Genomic DNA, 19,577 nt, shown 5'->3' with positions numbered 1-19,577 from the left:
TCATTCTAAAGATATCTCTACCATTTGGGTTTTTAATCATGATAAACACACTATCGTGTTGGTAGAGAAAACGTAAATTGCGCACCACACCTTTACGTTTTGGCGCTTGTGAATCTAGTTCTGTTTGTGAATACTTTACTATGCAAATAAATGATTAACACCCGCTATATCATACATTAAGGCCTGCACATAGTAGTTGCTAACTATTAATTAAATTTCACTGTAAAGTTAAGGCTACATTACACATCATTTAAGTATGATGTGTTCTTTGATAAGTTACATATAATAAACCCTTATGCTCTATTTATTCTCAATGCGCTAAAATTGCAATTAGCGCTCTATAATTGCTTGTATTTAAACACTTTAGTTTATTAAAGATAAAACTAAAGTGTATGTTATATAACCACATGGATTAAATAAGATTACTATTATACTTAACTCATAACTAAATAATTGGTAAATAGTGAATTTAGTCCTTGAACATAGGGGCCTGCATACGGTAATTTCTTCTTATCAGGTAATGTAGGAATGAGGAAAGAACATGCAATCGTGGAACCCAAATAGCTGGAGAGAGCTGCCAATACTGCAGCAACCACAGTACCCAGATCAAGAAATACTTAAATCAGTAGAAGGCCAATTAAAGACGGCTCCGCCTTTAGTTTTTGCTGAAGAAACAAGAAGCTTATTTAAACAACTTGAAGATGTGTGCGAAGGCCGTGCATTTTTACTTCAAGGTGGTGACTGTGCAGAGTCGTTTAGCGATTTTAATGCAGCTAACATTCGCGATACATTCAAAACAATTTTACAGATGGCTGTTGTATTAACTTACGGCGGTAAATGCCCTGTAGTTAAAATAGCGCGTATGGCTGGTCAATACGCTAAACCTCGTTCAGCAGACTTAGAAACAATTAATGGCGTGTCTTTACCATCTTACCGTGGCGACATCATTAATAATATTGAGTTTACTGAAGAAGCACGTATACCGGATCCACAACGTTTAATGACGGCTTATCATCACAGTGCCGCTACGTTAAACTTATTACGTGCATTTGCACAAGGCGGCCTAGCCGATCTTCACCAGGTTAACCGCTGGAACATGGGCTTTGTTGCTGCAAATCCACTTAAAGAAAAATACCAACAACTTGCAGATAAAATTCAAGACGCACTAGAGTTTATGGAAGTGTGCGGAATTAACTCTACAATTGCGCCAAGCTTAAAAGAAACTGATTTATACACTTCTCACGAAGCTTTATTACTTGGTTACGAAGAGGCGCTTACTCGTCGCGACCACTTATCGGGTGATTGGTACGATTGTTCAGCTCACTTTGTTTGGATTGGTGAACGTACTCGTCAACTAGACCATGCACATATTGAATTTTTTAAAGGCATTAAAAACCCAATTGGTGTTAAAGTTGGCCCAGGTATGGACCCAAATGACCTAATTCGTTTAATTGATGCATTAAACCCAGATAACATTCCTGGTCGTTTAACGCTAATTACGCGTATGGGTGCAGACGTACTGCCAGAAAAACTCCCAGCGCTAGTAAGAAGAGTTCAACAAGAAGGCCGTAAAGTAATTTGGAGCTCAGATCCAATGCACGGCAATACTGAAAAAGCGACATCAGGTTACAAAACGCGTAACTTCGATAATATCATGCGTGAGATCAGTCAGTTCTTCGCTGTACATAAATCAGAAGGTTCATATGCAGGTGGTGTTCACCTAGAAATGACAGGCCAGCACGTAACAGAGTGTACCGGCGGTGCTTACGGTTTATCTGACGATGACCTAGCACAGCGTTACAAAACGCAGTGTGATCCACGCCTTAACGCCGACCAAGTATTAGAGTTAGGCTTTTTAGTCGCAGATTTACTAAAAGACGCACGTAAATAATATTTGTTAATACTAAAAAAACCGCTTAATTGCGGTTTTTTTATTTCAAATTTGATGAGTAAGTTAGTACTTACGTCGTTCTAAATCTGTTTCTATCAGTATTTTTGCAGAAATTTCTTCAACAGAATGATGCGTAGAATTAAAGTAAGCTATTTTGTGCCGCTTATACAACATTTCCACTTCGCGCACCTCAATACGGCACTGTTTAATAGACGCATACTTAGAGTTAGCCATACGTCGATGCCTTATAGCCGCAAGCCTCTCAGGGTCAATCGTGAGTCCAAATAACTTATGTTTATAAGGGACTAAACATTTAGGCAAACCTTCATTATCTAAATCTTCTTCTGTAATAGGGTAGTTAGCCGCTTTAATGCCGTACTGCAGTGCTAAGTATAAGCTTGTCGGTGTTTTACCACTTCTGCTAACGCCAATTAAAATGATGTCTGCTTCGGAGAAGTTTTTAATATTTCCGCCATCATCATTCATAAGAGCATAGTTAACCGCATCAATTCTAAAATCATAACTTTTTTCGTGGATAGAATGCGTACGATGCATTTTTGGAACAGGGGCTACATTGAGTTCTTTTTCTATTTTTTCGCTATACGTAGTTAAAAAATCATACGTAACTGCATCAGCCGATTTTATAATTTCACTTAAATTGTGATTCACAAAAGTAAAAAACACGAAAGGCTTTTCACCTGTTTTTGCAGCAGTTGCATTAATTAAAGCTTTAATTTCGTGCGCTTTTTCTTCAGTTTCTACAAATGGAATTGTTTTATGATTAAAATCGATAGGAAACAACGACAAAGTCGCATGCCCAAACACCTCTGAAGTAATTGCTGTTCCATCTGATATATAAAAAGCAGTTCTCATAATTAACCTTTTTATTGCGTTTAAATCCCTAAAATGGGTTTCCCACGGTTTACGTGAGGACTGTTGCCAGTGTAGAATGATGACGACCTTTATAAAAGGTTTTCTTTCTTAACTCTCACAGTTAGACCTACAATTTGTTTTTTTTGGAGAAAGATCCGTGCAAGAATACGTTCTCTGGTATCAAGAGCTTGGTATGCAAGATGTTCCTCGAGTTGGCGGTAAAAACGCGTCACTTGGCGAAATGATTTCAAACCTCGCAAACGCTGGTGTACAAGTACCGGGTGGTTTTGCAACTACCGCAGATGCTTTTAATGAGTTTCTAGATCAATCAGGACTCACCGCCAAAATTCATGACATCCTAGATACACTTGATGTTGATGATGTAAATACACTCGCTAAAGTAGGTGCCGACATCCGCCAATGGATAATCGACACACCATTCCAACCAAACCTAGATCTAGCCATTCGCGACGCATATAGCCAACTCCATGGTGATACTGCAGCAGATGTTTCATTTGCAGTACGTTCATCAGCTACCGCTGAAGATATGCCTGATGCATCATTCGCAGGCCAACAAGAAACTTTCCTTAACGTTGTCGGTATCGATTCAGTCATGGTCGCAATTAAACACGTATTTGCTTCATTATTTAATGACCGCGCAATCTCATATCGTGTTCATCAAGGTTACGATCACCGTGGTGTTGCGTTATCAGCAGGTATACAGCGCATGGTACGTTCAGATAAATCAGCATCTGGCGTAATGTTTAGTATCGATACTGAATCTGGTTTCGAAGACGTTGTATTTATTACATCAAGCTACGGCTTAGGTGAAATGGTTGTACAGGGCGCGGTTAACCCTGATGAATTTTATGTTCATAAACCAACACTCCTTAAAAATAAACCTTCAGTAGTACGTCGTAATATTGGCTCTAAAGCCATTCAAATGATTTACTCAGAAGATAAAGCACACGGTAAGCAAGTAGACATCGTTGATGTTGCCCCTGAGCTTTCAAATAAATTTTCGATTACAGATGAAGAAGTGCAAGAGCTTGCCAAGCAAGCTGTAATCATCGAAAAACATTACGGTCGTCCTATGGACATCGAATGGGCAAAAGACGGTAACGACGGCAAACTATATATAGTCCAAGCACGCCCAGAAACTGTACGCTCAAACGAAGACTCTAACGTAATGGAACGCTTTCAATTAAATGGCACAAGTAATGTACTTGTTGAAGGCCGTGCAATTGGTCATAAAATTGGTAGCGGTGTTGTTCGTGTTCTTGATTCAATCAAAGAAATGGATCAAGTACAAGTAGGCGACATTTTAGTAACCGATATGACCGACCCTGATTGGGAACCAATCATGAAACGTGCTGCAGCGATTGTTACAAATCGTGGTGGTCGTACGTGCCACGCGGCAATCATTGCACGCGAACTTGGTATTCCAGCAGTTGTTGGTTGTGGTAACGCAACAGATTTAATTAAAGCGGGTCAAGAAGTCACTGTATCATGCGCCGAAGGCGATACTGGCTTTATTTACGAAGGTATTTTAGATTTTGAAATATTAACGTCGCGCGTTGATAAAATGCCAGAACTGCCAATGAAGGTTATGATGAACGTGGGTAACCCCGATCGCGCCTTTGACTTTGCACGCTTACCGCATGCGGGTGTTGGCCTTGCGCGGGTTGAATTTATTATCAACCGTATGATTGGCGTTCATCCTAAAGCGTTATTAAATTTTGATGCTCAAACAGATGCATTAAAAGCAGAAATTACTGACATGATTGCCGGTTACGAATCACCAGTAGAGTTTTACATAACAAAACTGGTTGAAGGTATTTCTACTCTAGGGTGTGCATTTGCACCAGAGCGTGTAATTGTTCGTATGTCTGATTTTAAATCAAACGAATACGCAAACCTAGTGGGTGGCCAGCAATACGAGCCAGAAGAAGAAAACCCAATGATTGGTTTTCGTGGTGCAGCTCGTTATATCTCTGAAGACTTCCGCGATTGTTTTGCACTAGAATGTGAAGCTATAAAACGCGTAAAAAATGACATGGATATGGCTAACATAGAAATCATGATCCCATTCGTACGTACCCTTGAAGAAGGCAAACGCGTAATTGAATTACTAGAAGAACATGGCCTTAAACGCGGCGATAATGGTCTTAAAGTAATCATGATGTGTGAGCTGCCTTCGAATGCATTACTTGCAGATGAATTCTTAGAAATGTTTGATGGTTTTTCTATTGGCTCTAACGATTTAACACAGTTAACGCTTGGTCTTGATCGTGATTCTGGTTTAATCGCACATTTATTTGATGAGCGTGACCCTGCAATTAAAAAGCTACTTTCTATGGCAATTAAAACAGCTAAAGCAAAAGGAAAGTACGTAGGTATTTGTGGTCAAGGTCCTTCAGATCACGAAGACTTTGCAGCATGGTTAGTAGAGCAGGGTATTGACTCTGTTTCACTAAATCCAGATACAGTAATAGAAACATGGTTATACCTAGCTAAAAAATTAGCAAAGTAATAAATATGTAAGCTATAAATAGGTAAGCTATAAAAATGCCAGCAATAAATTGCTGGCATTTTTTATACTCAATTAAAAGTAAATTAACGGGCTAATTTTTTATCTAAATAAGCACATGATTTAGTTAACGCCTTTTGACAAAGTGATAAGTAATGTCGCGCTTTAGGGTAGTAAAACGAAAAACACAATAAACCCGCCATAAAAAATATAAGCGATGGGCCAGGGACGATCGCAAAAAATAATCCTAGCAAAATAAATAACACGCCACTGATCTGTAATAGTAATTTTTTCATATAACACACCTCATTACTTGTTAACTTGAGTATAATTTAAGCTGCATTAAAATCGACTAAAAGAGTGTTACAAACTGTAAAATCTTCAATTTCTATTCGCCATCACCATGATATAATTAGTCAAATGCCCTAAAATATCGCCGTCATGATAGCAACAATTACACAGCAAGATGCCGCGACAGAACTTGTCGCTAACTACCTAAATACCATTACAAGCCAAGGTTTTACCGGAGATACCGACGCAAGTTATGCAACGCGTATTACTGCTTCAACCGATAACAGTGTGTATCAGGAAATACCGCAAGGTGTTATTTTTCCAAAAAGTGAAAAAGATATTCAGCTCGCATTGCAAACAGCATCTCGCGACCCGTTTTTATCATTAACTTTTGGGCCTCGTGGCGGTGGAACAGGCACTAACGGACAATCGTTAACACCTGGTATTGTTGTAGATTTGTCTCGCTATATGCGCGAAATCCTCGAAATAAATGTAGAAGAAGGCTGGGTACGCGTTCAAACCGGCGTAATAAAAGATCAACTTAATGACTTTTTAAAACCTTATGGTTTTTTCTTCTCACCCGATTTATCTACTAGTAACAGGGCAACTATTGGTGGAATGATAAGTACTGACGCCTCTGGGCAAGGTTCGTTAGTTTACGGAAAAACAAGCGATCATGTTTTAGGGCTTACAACTTATTTAGTCGATGGCACACCTATGTGTACCTCCCCAATAGACATCGACAAAGCAAAAATTATAGCCGAGCAAGACTCTCTAATTGGTCGTTTATATAAAACAGTTTTAGATATTTCAGTTAATGAACGCGCAGCTATTTTAGCTAAGTTTCCACGGTTAAATAGGTTTTTAACCGGCTACGACCTAGAGCATGTACTAAGTGATGACTTACTTACTTTTGACATGAGCCGACTAATAACAGGTTCAGAAGGCTCATTAGGTATAGTAACTGAAGCTAAATTAAACCTAACACCGATTGCTGAATTTAAAACCCTTATAAATATCAAGTACGATAGTTTTGACTCAGCACTTCGTCATTCACCGTTTTTAGTTGATGCACGCGCAACATCGGTAGAAACCGTAGATAGCAAAGTTTTAAACTTAGCGCGTGAAGACATCATTTGGAATTTAGTATCGGACTTAATAACCGACGTACCAAATAAAGATATGCAAGGCCTTAACATGGTCGAGTTTAATGCAGTATCAAACGATGATATAAAAGACAAAGTAGACACGCTTTGTAAGCTTCTAGATGAATGCGTAATAAATCAAACTAATGGCGTTATTGGTTATCAGTTAACCAGTGATAAAAGCGATATACTAAAAATTTACGCAATGCGTAAAAAGTCAGTGGGTTTATTAGGTAATGTAAAAGGCAGCCAAAAACCGCTCGCCTTTGCAGAAGACACTGCAGTACCGCCTGAAAATTTAGCAGATTATATTGTCGAATTTAGAGCATTACTCGACAGTCATAATTTACAGTATGGTATGTTTGGCCATGTTGATGCGGGGGTTTTACATGTACGCCCAGCACTTGATATGTGCGACCCAGAACAAGAAAAACTACTTAGAACTATTTCAGATCAGGTCGTAAAACTAACCGCTAAGTACGGCGGTTTAATGTGGGGCGAGCACGGTAAAGGTTACCGAAGTGAATACAGCCCTGAATTTTTTGGTGAGCATTTATATACACAACTTCGTAAAATAAAAACAGCTTTCGATCCTAACAACCGTATTAACCCCGGCAAAATATGTACTCCTATCGATAGTGAAGACTCACTAGTTAGTGTAGATGGACAAAAGAGATCGCACTTCGATAAGCAAATATCAATAGAAGTTAAAACCAGTTTTAACAATGCAATGACCTGTAATGGTAATGGCATATGCTTTAATTACGATGAAAATTCACCTATGTGTCCATCGTATAAAGTAACTGGCGATCGCCGTAATTCACCAAAAGGACGCGCAAGTTTAATGCGCGAGTGGCTTCGATTACAAGAGTCAAAAAATGTAGATTTGCTCGAAGTAGAAAAGCAACTTAACAAAGGTGAAGTAATCACCTGGTGGGAACGTTTCGTTCATAGCCGCGAAAAACGAAAAGGTATTTACGACTTTTCTCACGAAGTAAAAGCGTCAATGGATGAATGTTTAGCGTGTAAGGCATGTACAACAGCATGTCCAATTAAAGTAGATGTACCCACTTTTCGTTCGCGCTTTTTAAATTATTATCATAGTTATTATGCACGCCCGCTAAAAGATTACCTTGTTGGTAACATAGAAAACAGCGCGCCATTAATGGCAAAGTTCGCTAAAGTCATAAATCCAATTGTTAAAACATCATTAGTAAGCAATGTTATAAAAAAAACAGTTGGCTATGTTGATACACCACAGTTAAGTATTCCTGCACTTTCAAAGCGTATTACTAAAACACAAAAATTTGATTTTGATTTATTAAATAAATTAAATGCAGAGCAACAAAGTGACTATGTATTAATAGTACAAGACCCATTTACGAGCTTTTACGAAGCAGAACTAGTAGAAAGTTTTATTACTTTAATAACCCAACTTGGCAAAAAACCAATGCTATTACCTTTTAAACCAAATGGTAAACCGCAACACGTAAAAGGTTTTTTGCATGAATTTAAAGTTACAGCTAAAAATGCAGCCGAGTTTTTAAATAAATTAAATGATATCAATGCACCGTTAGTCGGTTTAGATGCCTCACTCGTTATGTGTTACCGCGATGAATATAATACAATTTTAGAAAATAACCGTGGTGAATTTAACGTGCAACTTGCCCATGAATGGCTCGAAACACAATCGTTTAAATTACTAAGCGCACAGCAAAATACAGATACCGAATTTACATTACTGAGTCACTGTACTGAAACAACTGCATTGCCAAAAGCGGCAAATGTTTGGCAAACAATTTTCAATGATATTGGTTTAACATTAAAAACAACAAATACAGGTTGTTGTGGAATGGCGGGAACTTATGGCCACGAAGCACAAAATCAAGATAACTCACGTGCGCTTTATGAAATGAGTTGGAAACCAATTGTAGATAAAAATAAACCAGAGCAACTTTTATCTACGGGCTTTTCTTGTCGTAGCCAAGTTAAACGTTTTGAGAAATTTAAACCAAAACACCCAATTGAATTACTCGCACAGGTACTTAGCTAATAAAAGTTAAAAAAAAGGCGTAACTTAAAAATAAGTTACGCCTTTTTTTATTAATACCCATTCGCTTAATTAAATGATCGTTTTTGAGGCTGGAAAAACGCCTTGATACCTCGGCAAAAAATTCACTAATTTTTATAAAAGCTATTTAGATTTTTTAGCGAAACTGTCTGCAATTGGCTTTGTACTTATACCGTGAATAAATACACTAAACAAAATAGTCGTCATTGCTATTGTCGCTATTTGATATTTGTTTTCTATTTGCGTATCAATCACCATCAATGTAAAAACAATTGATGCTAATCCTCTTGGTCCAAACCACGCAAATGTATAACGCTCTTTAATATTCAATGCCGTAAACTGCAATGACAACATAACAGGAATTATTCTAATCAATGTTGTACTTAACAAAGCGTAAATTATAATTTCAGTATTTAATTTCGGAATAACTAAGTAAGCACAAACAAACCCGAACAAGCACCAAATCATTAGCGATGTAAAATCTGCAATGTGCTCTGAGTCTTCAATTAATTCTGTTCTTACTTCTTCAGTCGAAAATTTATCAAATAATAAACCGGCAATAAACACCGCAATAAATCCACTGCCATGAAAATACTGAGTGACAGAAAAAACAGCCATAGCAAAACCGAGTAATAAAAATGGACTGGTATTTTGTGCAAAGTAATGACGTTTCATTGCAAAGTTTAAACTCGGTATAAAAACAGCGATACTTGTAATAGCTATTAATAAAGCCAAGCCAAGCTCTCGGCCAAACACACTTAATGTTTGTTTTGCGGTAATAGCTGAATCAGGATTTTTAGCGAGTAATATAAATATTAAAAATATGGGCACACATAATCCATCGTTCAAACCACTTTCAGTATTTATCCCTTCACGTATTTTTTCAGGCACTTGTGTACTTGCTAGTAACCCTTTACTTAATGCCGCATCGGTAGGTGTTAAAATAATAGCGAGCAACGCTGCTTGAATAAGTGAAAGCTCAGCAAAGAAAAATAAAGCAACAGCAATACCAAGTAACAAAGTTAAGGGTAGGGCAACAAACAACAGTAAACTAGGATACTGAAAACTATGCCTTAATACACTTAGCTTTGATTTAGCTGCATCGGAAAATAAAAATATACTTAGCGTAAGCTCTATAAATGGTAATAAAAGATCAACGCCTTCTTTTATTTTATCCCCTTCGTTGGGTAGCATTGAAGCTAAACATATTCCGCCAACAACAAAAAACATTGGGCCTGTTACTTCTGTTTTTTCTAACTGGCGAAGTGCTAAAGAATAAATTAAAAATAATCCGCCTATAAATGCTATTACTAAATACTCCATTAAATTTTCCTTTTAAGTCCTGACTTTGCTCGCTCTTTAATATTTGTTTGAATATAAATTTGATCGGTAGTCGCAATTTTAGAATGACCTAAATCTTCTGATAAATGTTTGAGCGGTCTGGTTTGCGCATCATGAGTTGCACCAGTATGACGAAGCCAATGCGCAGTTGCAGCGCCAAGTTGTTCAGCATCATCTTTAAAACCATCATCGAGTAATGATTGCTGTGCATAATCAAAACTTTGTTGAACTAAACGCCTAATTTGCCTTACGGTCATACCACCTTGCCCGCGAATTTTATGAACCAAAGGATCTGACTCATCAACACGGGGAAGGGCAGGTAAACCTCTGTATAGTCTATAACGTTTTAAATATTCAACAAAATCATCGCTTAAGGTTACATCTCGTAATTTATTACCTTTTCCCATTATACGTAAAAACCAAAAACCATCATTATCTTGCCAAAAATGAGACATCACCGGCGACCATTGTGGGCGCTCAGATAATTCTGAAATTCGTAAATAAAGACCTTTTAAGCAGGCAAGCGTAAATAAGTTTCGCTCTAAATCAGGGTTATGTTCGCATAAATCACGCGTTACACCAAAAACGTATTCCCATTGAATATCGCTTAATGTGTCTGGAATTTGAATTTGTGATTGAACAACTAAGTACGGACTATTTTTTTTAACAACAGGGACAAAGTTAGCAAATGTTTTTTCTTCTAGTAGGGCAAACTTATAAAATACATTTAAGGCAGTAAACATAGACGATAAAGTTTGTTGGCTGGCAGTTGATTCTTTTAGCATAAAAGGGCGCCAGTTTTGATTTAATCTACGAATTCCTTGCTCATCTTTATAACGCCATTGCACTGAAGTTGCAGCCCATGCTTTATCGGGTTCAACCATAAAATCAACATAAGCTTCAATATCTTCACGTTTTAAATCGAATACTGATTTTTCTGCTATTAACCACGACCATAAATAAAAGCGTTCAAGCTCATTTCGAAAACGACTATAAGTGGCTTCTGACTTACGGCCATAAACATATAAAAACTGATACAAGAATGTCAGATCGGCTTTTGATTCAGTTACAGTCAAGCCAATTTCCTGTATAAAGGATGCAAGTTCTGGGTATTCTGAATTTAGAGTAGCGTCATCTAGATGGGCAATTTGATATCTTAATTGTTTTAACGTATCAACCAAAGCAACAAGCATAATTTATAAATATTCAATTAAATAATAGACTTACAGAATAACGTTAAAGTCCGATACTGTCTAGTATTGGACATAGTAAAGTTCTAATTATTTTAATACCGTGATTTTCCTATGGTTGTTGGTTGCTATATCTTATTAAGGAAAACATTATGAAAAAACTAATTATACTAAGCGTACTTGCTTTAACAGTTGCGTTAACTGGTTGTGCTACTACAGGTAGTGCACCACCAAGCGAAAAACGTTCACTTGTACAAAGTATGAAAACAAATACATTAGATAAATTATACGCTGAAAAACCTGACGTTAAAAAACAAATTGCTAATTCGGCTGGTTACGCTGTTTTTGATAACGCGAACGTAAATGTTGTTTTAGCCAGTTTTGGTGGCGGTTACGGCTTAGTTAAAAATAACCTTACAGGTAAATCGACTTACATGAATATGGGCGAAGCCGGTTTAGGGCTTGGCTTAGGTGTAAAAGATTTTAACGTTGTAATGGTTTTTCATAACCAAGCTGCACTAAATAGATTTATTGAACATGGTTGGGCTTTTGGCGGAAACGCTGATGCAGCAGCTAAATATGAAGATAAAGGCGGTGCATTGGTTGCCGAAGCGATTGCAGATCAAGTAACTGTATATTCTGTAACCGAAAATGGCCTTGCACTACAAGCTGTATTAAAAGGAACTAAGTTTTGGGTTGATTCAGAGCTTAATTAACCACCAAATTACTCTCCTAAAAGCGAGCTGGTTTGTATAATCACGCTCGCTTTATTAAAACCTAATCAATTTAACATAACGTAATTTATGGGCTGTAATGATTTTGATACTACATCTAAACCCTATACAGTATATTTTATTTAGTTTAATATCGGTCTTTAATCTGTATTATACAATTATATCAGTAACGAAATTAATAATAGAAAGGAAGCAAAATGTTTATAAAAACTGATACTGATCAATTATTAGTATTTAGGACATGTGAAAAAGAAGTATATGATTTTGTAATGAATACAGGGTCTTTATGGCTTAGGACTTCTCATTATTATCAAAATATTGAAGATGATATAGCTCGTGAAGATAAATTAGAGGGTTTGAGTACATCTAAAATTAGCTTACCTCTTACTTTTGAATCAAGTCGTTCTAATATTACTTCAATTGAAGGTGAAGGTTTTATCGGTGAAACTCCTGAAAAAGCCTATATTATATCCTTTCATGGTATTTCAATTGAGCAAAAAACAAAAAGAGGTTTTGGGCCTAAAACATTTGGTATTTATAATATTGAAAAATTTATAAATAACATTCTAAATGAAGCAAAAAAGCAGCTTGATATAAAAAGTTATATTTTCGGGAAAGTAATTTATCAGTATTCCCCTGTATTTATATCCTCAAGTAATTTAGGTGGTTCTTATAAATTAAATGAAAAAGAGCACTTATCAATTTTTGATCAGAACCTCCTTAGAAAACGTCCTGTTGAACCATTTATCCTTCAAGATGAATTTAGATTTGTTCTATTTGTTGATGAATATATAGATAACAATATTGATTCAATTTTAAAAATTAATATATCAAATAAAAATTTTTATGACTACAGTGAAAATCATTTCTATATCCAGTAATTTTTTATTCGAAAATTATAATAATTTTAAACTATTTAACTTTTTATCAAACGCCTCAGCCAATTTCTCAGTTTCACTAAAAACAGTATTCCAGTATTTTATACGTGTATCTGCATCGAGATCGGTAAAGTCGTTTCTGTCTGGGATTTTTCCGTAAGGTAAGCTTGCTATAAATTCTTTTGATGGAGTGATCATCACCACATTATCGTAATTAAGTGGTGATACTTTACGTTTTAAATTTTTATCGAACCACCCTGCTTTTGGCTCTGAATTAAAATGCGGATATAAAATAAGTCCTGGGTTATTAATTTTTAAATCAAAGTGGTAATCAATTATTCCGCCATCGCGATATATTCCTTGCGGCGAGCCTGCAATATTTTTTATGCCTTGCATAACAAGTGGTATTGAACCCGATGCAAGTAACGCGTCTTTTAAATTATTTTGAGTAAGCGCTATATTTTGCGTTTTAAAATTGTAGCTGTCGGTAATTGATAAGCCACTTGTTGCTGGGCCAAATATAAAACGCTCATACTGTGAGCCTAATAATTTTCGGTTAACGCGGTTAAGCATGTAACTTTTTGACAAGCCCATAAGTTGTATAAGTTTATTTTCGCTGGCAATAAAGCCATTCGATTTTGCTACTATAAAGTGCGCTTTAAATATTGGGTTATTTATAATTTCGGTTACGCCGTTATCGCCAAAAACATCTTCAAGTAATGCGCGCGCTTTTATTGTTATTTCATTTGGTGTTGGTTTATTACTTGAATATCGGGTTTGCGAATACGATTTTGCTAATCGCTCAATGGCAGCAACGGGATCGCTTTGTGCAAAACATGCAGAGCGAAAAGCGCCGGCAGATGAGCCAATTAAATTAAGTGGTTGGGTGCGGTTTTTAAAAAATTCACCAAAAATATATTTATCTAAGCCAAATAATGTAAACCATTTAGGACCGCCACTTGCACCTAAAAAAGAGGTGAAAAGTTCAGGTTTAAAGCCCTGTTCGTTAATAATTTTAGCCGCTGTTTTCCCTGCGTGAATCTCGATCATCTAAAAAATTATGCCTTTTACTTTGGTTGCTTCAGTTATTTTTACAATACTGAAAGTGAATATTTATGCAAAGTAAAAAGCGGATTTATGTTGCCATAAAACCGCTTTTTATAGTTAAGTGTGCTTAAAATACGTGAGTTAATCCCAAATGCCGTCTTCGCATTTGCCCTGTACTTTTACATCTTTTACTTTAAATTCGGGCTCTAAACCTTTGTCTCTTTGTGCGTGGTAATCGCTCGTGACAGACAAAATAGTCGGCGTTAACAGTATAATAGCGATAACGTTAACCACTGTCATTAACCCTAAAGCAATATCGGCTAAATCCCAGACTTCTTTTAAGGTGGCCGACGCGCCCCACAACATCATTGATAAATACAGCAAAGTGTAAATGCCGCGCCCTACTTTGTTGTCGAGCTTAAATAAGTGCAAGTTACTCTCTGCATAGGCGTAGTTTGCCACTACCGATGTAAAAGCAAATAAGGTTATAGCGGCTGCTACAAAGTAAACACCACCTTGTGCTAAGTGAGCGGTCATCGCGCTTTGTGTTAAACGAATGCCTTCCATTTCACCGCTTATGTCTATATCGGCTAATAAAATGATCACTGCGGTACAGCTACACAGTACGATTGTATCGAAAAATACGCCTAGCATTTGTATGTAACCTTGCGTTATAGGGTGATTAGGAATTGGGCTGGCACTTGCTGAAGCATGCGGCACACTACCTGCACCGGCCTCATTAGAATATAAACCACGTTGAATACCGTTTTTAATGGCAGCGCCCATTGCACCCGCTCCGGCTTCTTGTAAACCAAATGCTGATAAAAATATATCTTTAAGCATGGCGGGTACTTGCGTGAAATTTATAATCGTAATAATAACGGCGGCAAGTACAAACACAATGCCCATTATTGGCACAACACGCTCTGCAAATCGGGCAATTGCTTTAAAGCCACCGAGTATAATTGAGCCTGCTAGTACTGTAATAACTAGGCCTGAATAAAATGTAGGAACTTCAAACGCGTAATTAAGTGCGTCGGTAATTGTGTTCGTTTGCATTGCGCTAAACGTAAAGCCGTAACCTAAAAATAAACACGCGGCAAACACAATGGCAAACGCCCGGCTACCCAAACCTTGTTGAATATAATATGCAGGGCCGCCTCTAAACTCGCCGCCACTATCACGCACTTTATATACTTGCCCAAGTACACTTTCGGCAAAGCCTGTAGCCATACCCAATATGGCTATAACCCACATCCAAAATATAGCGCCGCTGCCACCAAGTGAAATTGCAACCGCCACACCGGCTAAATTACCGGTACCGACCCGCGCACAAAGCCCTGTACACAACGCTTGAAATGATGAAATGTCGTCTTTTTTACATTTGCTACTGCCTTTTAAAAGGCTAAACATATGTTTAAATTTAAGTATTTGAATTGCTTTTAGTCGTACTGAAAACCATACCCCCGTAAACAAGAGTATATAAATAAGTACTTGCCCTTCTCCCCATAAAAGGTTGTTTACGCTTTTGACGACGGTATCGAACATTGCTAATTCCTTCTTATATTTTTTATATTAATACCCTGTTTTGGGTATAACGGCATTTGCTTGCGACATCGACTAAAAATTTAATGCAAATAAGGCAGCTAAGCTGCCTTAAAACTATACATTATTTATTTTGCAAATGAACTCCTGCAATCATGCACCTAACTGAGCCACCAGCCGACTCAATAGTAGGTATTGGTAATGGCACAAGCTTAGCCGTTTTTTGTATAACTATTATTTGTTCAGGTGTAAGTGCATTAAACGCAGTTTGCGATAACGCTAAAATACGACCATTTTTACCCTGTAGCTCAATAGCATTGCCACAAAAGTTATTAATTTGCTCAAGCGTTAAATCGATAACTTGATGATGGCTTTTTAAAAAATGTTTAGCTAACTGTGCACGTTGATTAATTGGCACCATATTTAAACTGATCATTACAAATTTTGTAGCAATACACATTAAAACATTAGTGTGATAAACCGCAGTTCCTTGTTCGTCATATGCGTTAAACACTATGGGTGATAGTTTTAATTGCTCACATATTGTATTAACCACCGACTTGGTAGTTCTTTTTGATTCTACCGCGTAAGCGAGTTTATTTTGATGATCGATAACCAGTGAACCAGTGCCTTCAAGAAATGAATTTTCTTTCGATAAAAATGAATAATCAGTCACTGAAGACACTTTATAGTGATCCGTTAAAAAATCAATAATATCTTTTCGATATTCTAACCTTCTGTTTTCTACAAACATTGGATAGATTATTAATTGGCCACTCTGATGAGTTGAAAACCAATTGTTAGGAAAAACTGAATCGGGAGTGTGTGTTTGCTCATCTTCAAAAAGGTGAACTGTTACCCCTTCATTTTTTAATATTTGTACGGCATTAGTCACCTCTTTAAATGCTTGTTCACTTTGGTTTTGTGCTAAGCATTCACTTTGAAATGCGTTATCGAGCATTGTGTGTGGGTTAGATGTAAAGTGATGCGGTCTTACCATCACTACAGCTCTGGGGGCTTGGTTTACTTCGCTCATGCCACGTGCTCTTTTACTAATGGTTGATCACTAAGCACTGAAAATAAATTACGAGGGTCCGCTTGTTGTGTAATTAAATCAAGCAAAGCAAACTCGCCCGTTTTAATTAACTCATCGCGTATAAATACCAGTGCTGTAAAGTCTTCGCTCGCAAAGCCAACGCCGTCAAAAATGGTTAATTCATCTTGGCTAGTACGACCAAGCGACTGCTTATTAATAACTTTATGAAACTCAGTTACTGTAAAGCCTGGACTCATTTGTTGAATTTCGCCCTCTATTCGAGTTTGCGGCTCGTACTCAACAAATACATTAGCACGCTCAAGCAATCTAGCATCTAACTCTGTTTTACCTGGGCAATCACCACCTATGGCATTAATGTGCACACCTTGTGGGATCATGTCGTTTGTTAAAATAGTAGCGTTAGTTTTATCAGCAGTACAGGTAGTGATAATATCAGCCCCTTTTACTGCCTCTTGTACACTATTACAAATAGCCACGTTTAATCCGCATGCACTTAAATTAGCAAATGCTTTTTTAGAGGCGCTTTTATCTATATCGTATAAACGAATATGCGTAATACCTAGTACCGCTTTAAAAGCGAGTGCCTGAAACTCTGATTGAGCGCCATTGCCTATTAAAGTAAGGGTTGTTGAGTTTTTAGGTGCTAAATATTTAGCTACCATTGCAGAAGTTGCGGCTGTACGTAGTGCTGTTAGTAAACACATTTCGCTTATCATAACCGGATAGCCACTATCTACATCGGCTAAAATACCAAATGCAGCGACTGTTTGAAGTTCTCTAAAGGTGTTTTTTGGGTGACCATTTACATATTTACAGCTGAACATTTGGCCATCACTCACTGGCATTAGCTCTATTACACCCTCTGGTGAGTGTGCTGCATAGCGAGGTGACTTATCAAACTCCGTCCAACGGGCAAAGTCGGTTTCTAATTTATGTGTTAGATCTAGCAAAACGTTTTCGACCCCTAAGCTATTTATATGCTTAGCCATTGCCTGAACGCTAATAAATGGAACGCCTTGTTTTGGCTGTGCTATAAAATGACTCATGTTGAAACCCCTTGAATAAATGTATTAGTTAATTTAAAACAAGTTTAGCGAGGCTTCGTGCTATTTAATATGGTAATTAATTACACAAATAGTACTAATTTTTATCATTTTGCTATGCAGTTATGTGCAATTTATGTATTTTAGTCAGTAACTTCTTTAAAGGTTTGATTTATGACTCCCTATATTTATGACTCTCTTGATAATGCTTTAATAGCAGAATTACGAAAAGACGGCCGCGCTTCTATTTCAGCTTTAGCCGGATCTTTAAATGTATCACGCGGGACAGTGCAAAATAGATTAGATAGATTAGTTAACTCAGGCGCTATATTAGGGTTTACTGTACGCGTTCACGAACACATAGAAACAGAAGCCGTGCGCGCAATTATGATGATAGAAGTCGTTGGTAAATCTACCTCACAAGTAATTAAAACAATGCGCGGAATACCCGAGCTTATAAAATTACACACCACTAATGGTGCATGGGATTTAGTTGCAGAACTACAAGCTGCAAATTTAAGTGAGTTTGATGGAGTGCTAAGGCAAGTACGTGAAATTGACGGTATTTTAAATAGTGAAACAAGCATATTGCTTTCATCAACTTAAGTTATTTTTAATATTTCAATTGAAAAATTTTTGAATGAATAATACTGCAACTTCAAGTTCCAGTATTATTCATGATTTGGGTATCCGATTGGCTTAATTGTAACGATACTCGCTTTGTGAGTAGTTATGCGTATTGCTGATCTCAAATTGGCTTTGCTTCGCTAAATAAGACCGACCTGCAGCCAAGCCTAATTTATGATCAAAACGTAAATCGTTATTTGAACTACCTAATAATTTGCTATGCAGTTTTTCGTCTGCAAAAATTTGTATTATTTCCACATCACTTGGTGGATTTGCAATAAACTCAAGCTCATCTAAATACGCTTTTTCGTGCTGTATTAAGTAGTCCAATGTTTTTGGACAATAACCTGATGCTATAGCAAATGTTCTTAGCTTTTGTACCCATGCAGATTGCGCTTGAAAATTAGCGTCAACCGTTCTTATTACCACAATTTTACGAGCGCCTCGGTTGTAAGCTTCACGCACGGGTAGTGGAGCGGCTAAACCGCCGTCTAGATAAAAGTCGCTCTGTGCTTGCTCTTCAACAAGATGTGTTTCATTCGCTGCTTTTGCGTTTAACCAAGGTGTTAACTTTACACCTTGTTTGTATAAAAACGGCAGTGCGCTAGAAGCCTTTAACAAATCACGCCATTGACCACTATCACCAGTTGGCGATAAGTAATAAGCTTTTCTGTCTCGTGCATTTGTAGCTGTTATAAGTAACTCGCGCTCACCTAAACTAGTTTTCGCTGTTTTGAAATCTATAGCTCTGTTTACTTCAGTGGTTTTGTCAAAGTACCAATCTAAATCAACTATATGCTTACCCACTAATCCGCGACCAAGCTGAAAAAAACGCTTATTACGCGAAAGCCCTCTAATCAGGCGTTTAGCGTAGCCTTTTTGACGCGCTAAGTAGCTAGTTAAGTTTTGCGAACCCGCTGAAGTACCAATGAATAAATCAAAAGGGTCATAGCTTTGCTCTAACCACGCATCAAGCACGCCCGCTGTGAAGATCCCTCGCTGCCCGCCACCTTCAGCAACCAGTGCAACTTTTGGTTGCGCTGTTTTGTTAACTGAATTAGCTGTTGCGCTATTTAGAGACTTCACGGTGAACCTACCTTTATTTAATGATGTTTGGTTTAATACATACATTATAAAAAATAAAAGTGATATCTTAAAACGGATTGTTTAAATCAGTTCGATTGATAAAACAGAACGCTATATAGTTACTAAATCCACTTACTATAAGCTAGTTATTTAAAAAAAGACTGGTTTTAAACTTTGCAGACATCACATAAATTAATTCAATGTATAAATGAATGTTCTTTAATTGAT

The 19,577-nt window shown here is 37.2% G+C and carries 15 protein-coding genes; 6 read left to right on the top strand and 9 right to left on the bottom strand.

What is annotated here, in order from left to right; genetic code table 11:
* Positions 1-541: 541 nt before the first annotated feature.
* Positions 542-1,891, top strand: a complete 1,350-nt coding sequence (locus NRL14_RS02945; RefSeq protein ID WP_306723957.1) for a class II 3-deoxy-7-phosphoheptulonate synthase — start codon at positions 542-544, stop codon at positions 1,889-1,891.
* Between the two features lie 63 nt (positions 1,892-1,954).
* Here the strand turns inward: NRL14_RS02945 and NRL14_RS02940 are convergent, their stop codons facing one another.
* A complete protein-coding gene (locus NRL14_RS02940; protein WP_007583184.1) occupies positions 1,955-2,764 on the bottom strand; it encodes a pyruvate, water dikinase regulatory protein in 810 nt (269 codons plus the stop codon).
* A gap of 157 nt (positions 2,765-2,921) precedes the next feature.
* Here NRL14_RS02940 and ppsA point away from each other — a divergent pair, with 157 nt between their 5' ends.
* Positions 2,922-5,297, top strand: coding sequence for a phosphoenolpyruvate synthase (ppsA, locus tag NRL14_RS02935; protein WP_306723956.1), 2,376 nt, complete (start codon positions 2,922-2,924; stop codon positions 5,295-5,297).
* An 83-nt stretch (positions 5,298-5,380) separates the two neighbouring features.
* Here the strand turns inward: ppsA and NRL14_RS02930 are convergent, their stop codons facing one another.
* Entirely contained in the window at positions 5,381-5,590 is a 210-nt protein-coding gene (locus NRL14_RS02930) for a PGPGW domain-containing protein (protein ID WP_039488918.1), read from the bottom strand.
* 145 nt (positions 5,591-5,735) lie between these two features.
* On the opposite strand from NRL14_RS02930, the gene NRL14_RS02925 reads away from it, so the two are divergent.
* On the top strand, positions 5,736-8,783 hold the full coding sequence (locus tag NRL14_RS02925; protein ID WP_306723955.1) for an FAD-binding and (Fe-S)-binding domain-containing protein: 3,048 nt from the start codon (positions 5,736-5,738) through the stop codon (positions 8,781-8,783).
* A gap of 141 nt (positions 8,784-8,924) precedes the next feature.
* Here NRL14_RS02925 and NRL14_RS02920 read toward each other — a convergent pair whose 3' ends face one another.
* Together NRL14_RS02920 and NRL14_RS02915 are read right to left on the bottom strand one after the other, a co-directional pair.
* Positions 8,925-10,124: a sodium:proton antiporter gene (locus NRL14_RS02920; RefSeq protein ID WP_306723954.1), complete on the bottom strand. Its 1,200-nt coding sequence runs from the start codon at positions 10,122-10,124 to the stop codon at positions 8,925-8,927.
* Positions 10,124-11,335, bottom strand: coding sequence for a tyrosine-type recombinase/integrase (locus NRL14_RS02915; protein WP_306723953.1), 1,212 nt, complete (start codon positions 11,333-11,335; stop codon positions 10,124-10,126). Before NRL14_RS02915 ends, NRL14_RS02920 begins: the two co-directional genes overlap by 1 nt.
* 149 nt (positions 11,336-11,484) lie before the next feature.
* On the opposite strand from NRL14_RS02915, the gene NRL14_RS02910 reads away from it, so the two are divergent.
* Both NRL14_RS02910 and NRL14_RS02905 read left to right on the top strand, forming a co-directional pair.
* Positions 11,485-12,048: a YSC84-related protein gene (locus tag NRL14_RS02910; RefSeq protein ID WP_306723952.1), complete on the top strand. Its 564-nt coding sequence runs from the start codon at positions 11,485-11,487 to the stop codon at positions 12,046-12,048.
* A gap of 215 nt (positions 12,049-12,263) precedes the next feature.
* The gene (locus NRL14_RS02905) at positions 12,264-12,947 is read left to right on the top strand and encodes a hypothetical protein (RefSeq protein ID WP_306723951.1); all 684 of its coding nucleotides are present in this window, start codon (positions 12,264-12,266) and stop codon (positions 12,945-12,947) included.
* Positions 12,948-12,962: 15 nt separating this feature from the next.
* Here the strand turns inward: NRL14_RS02905 and NRL14_RS02900 are convergent, their stop codons facing one another.
* The 4 genes from NRL14_RS02900 to NRL14_RS02885 all read right to left on the bottom strand — a co-directional run bounded on the left by NRL14_RS02900 (position 12,963) and on the right by NRL14_RS02885 (position 17,639).
* Positions 12,963-13,994 (bottom strand): patatin-like phospholipase family protein, encoded by a 1,032-nt coding sequence (locus NRL14_RS02900; RefSeq protein WP_306723950.1) that lies wholly within the window; start codon positions 13,992-13,994, stop codon positions 12,963-12,965.
* 138 nt (positions 13,995-14,132) lie between these two features.
* The gene (locus NRL14_RS02895; RefSeq protein WP_149606761.1) at positions 14,133-15,539 is read right to left on the bottom strand and encodes a sodium:alanine symporter family protein; all 1,407 of its coding nucleotides are present in this window, start codon (positions 15,537-15,539) and stop codon (positions 14,133-14,135) included.
* Positions 15,540-15,660: 121 nt separating this feature from the next.
* Positions 15,661-16,572 (bottom strand): citrulline utilization hydrolase CtlX, encoded by a 912-nt coding sequence (gene ctlX, locus NRL14_RS02890; RefSeq protein WP_306723949.1) that lies wholly within the window; start codon positions 16,570-16,572, stop codon positions 15,661-15,663.
* Positions 16,569-17,639 (bottom strand): ornithine cyclodeaminase, encoded by a 1,071-nt coding sequence (locus NRL14_RS02885; protein WP_182672346.1) that lies wholly within the window; start codon positions 17,637-17,639, stop codon positions 16,569-16,571. Before NRL14_RS02885 ends, ctlX begins: the two co-directional genes overlap by 4 nt.
* A 171-nt stretch (positions 17,640-17,810) precedes the next feature.
* On the opposite strand from NRL14_RS02885, the gene NRL14_RS02880 reads away from it, so the two are divergent.
* A complete protein-coding gene (locus NRL14_RS02880; RefSeq protein ID WP_149606764.1) occupies positions 17,811-18,242 on the top strand; it encodes an Lrp/AsnC family transcriptional regulator in 432 nt (143 codons plus the stop codon).
* Positions 18,243-18,335: 93 nt separating this feature from the next.
* Here NRL14_RS02880 and NRL14_RS02875 read toward each other — a convergent pair whose 3' ends face one another.
* Positions 18,336-19,349 carry a patatin family protein gene (locus NRL14_RS02875; protein WP_007377580.1) on the bottom strand — a complete coding sequence of 338 codons (1,014 nt, stop codon included), beginning with the start codon at positions 19,347-19,349 and terminating at the stop codon, positions 18,336-18,338.
* Positions 19,350-19,577 lie beyond the last annotated feature (228 nt).

This window comes from Pseudoalteromonas sp. 20-92 (assembly GCF_030847595.1).
In the GTDB taxonomy this organism is placed as follows: domain Bacteria; phylum Pseudomonadota; class Gammaproteobacteria; order Enterobacterales; family Alteromonadaceae; genus Pseudoalteromonas; species Pseudoalteromonas fuliginea.
This window is presented reverse-complemented; position numbering and strand designations above follow the sequence as displayed.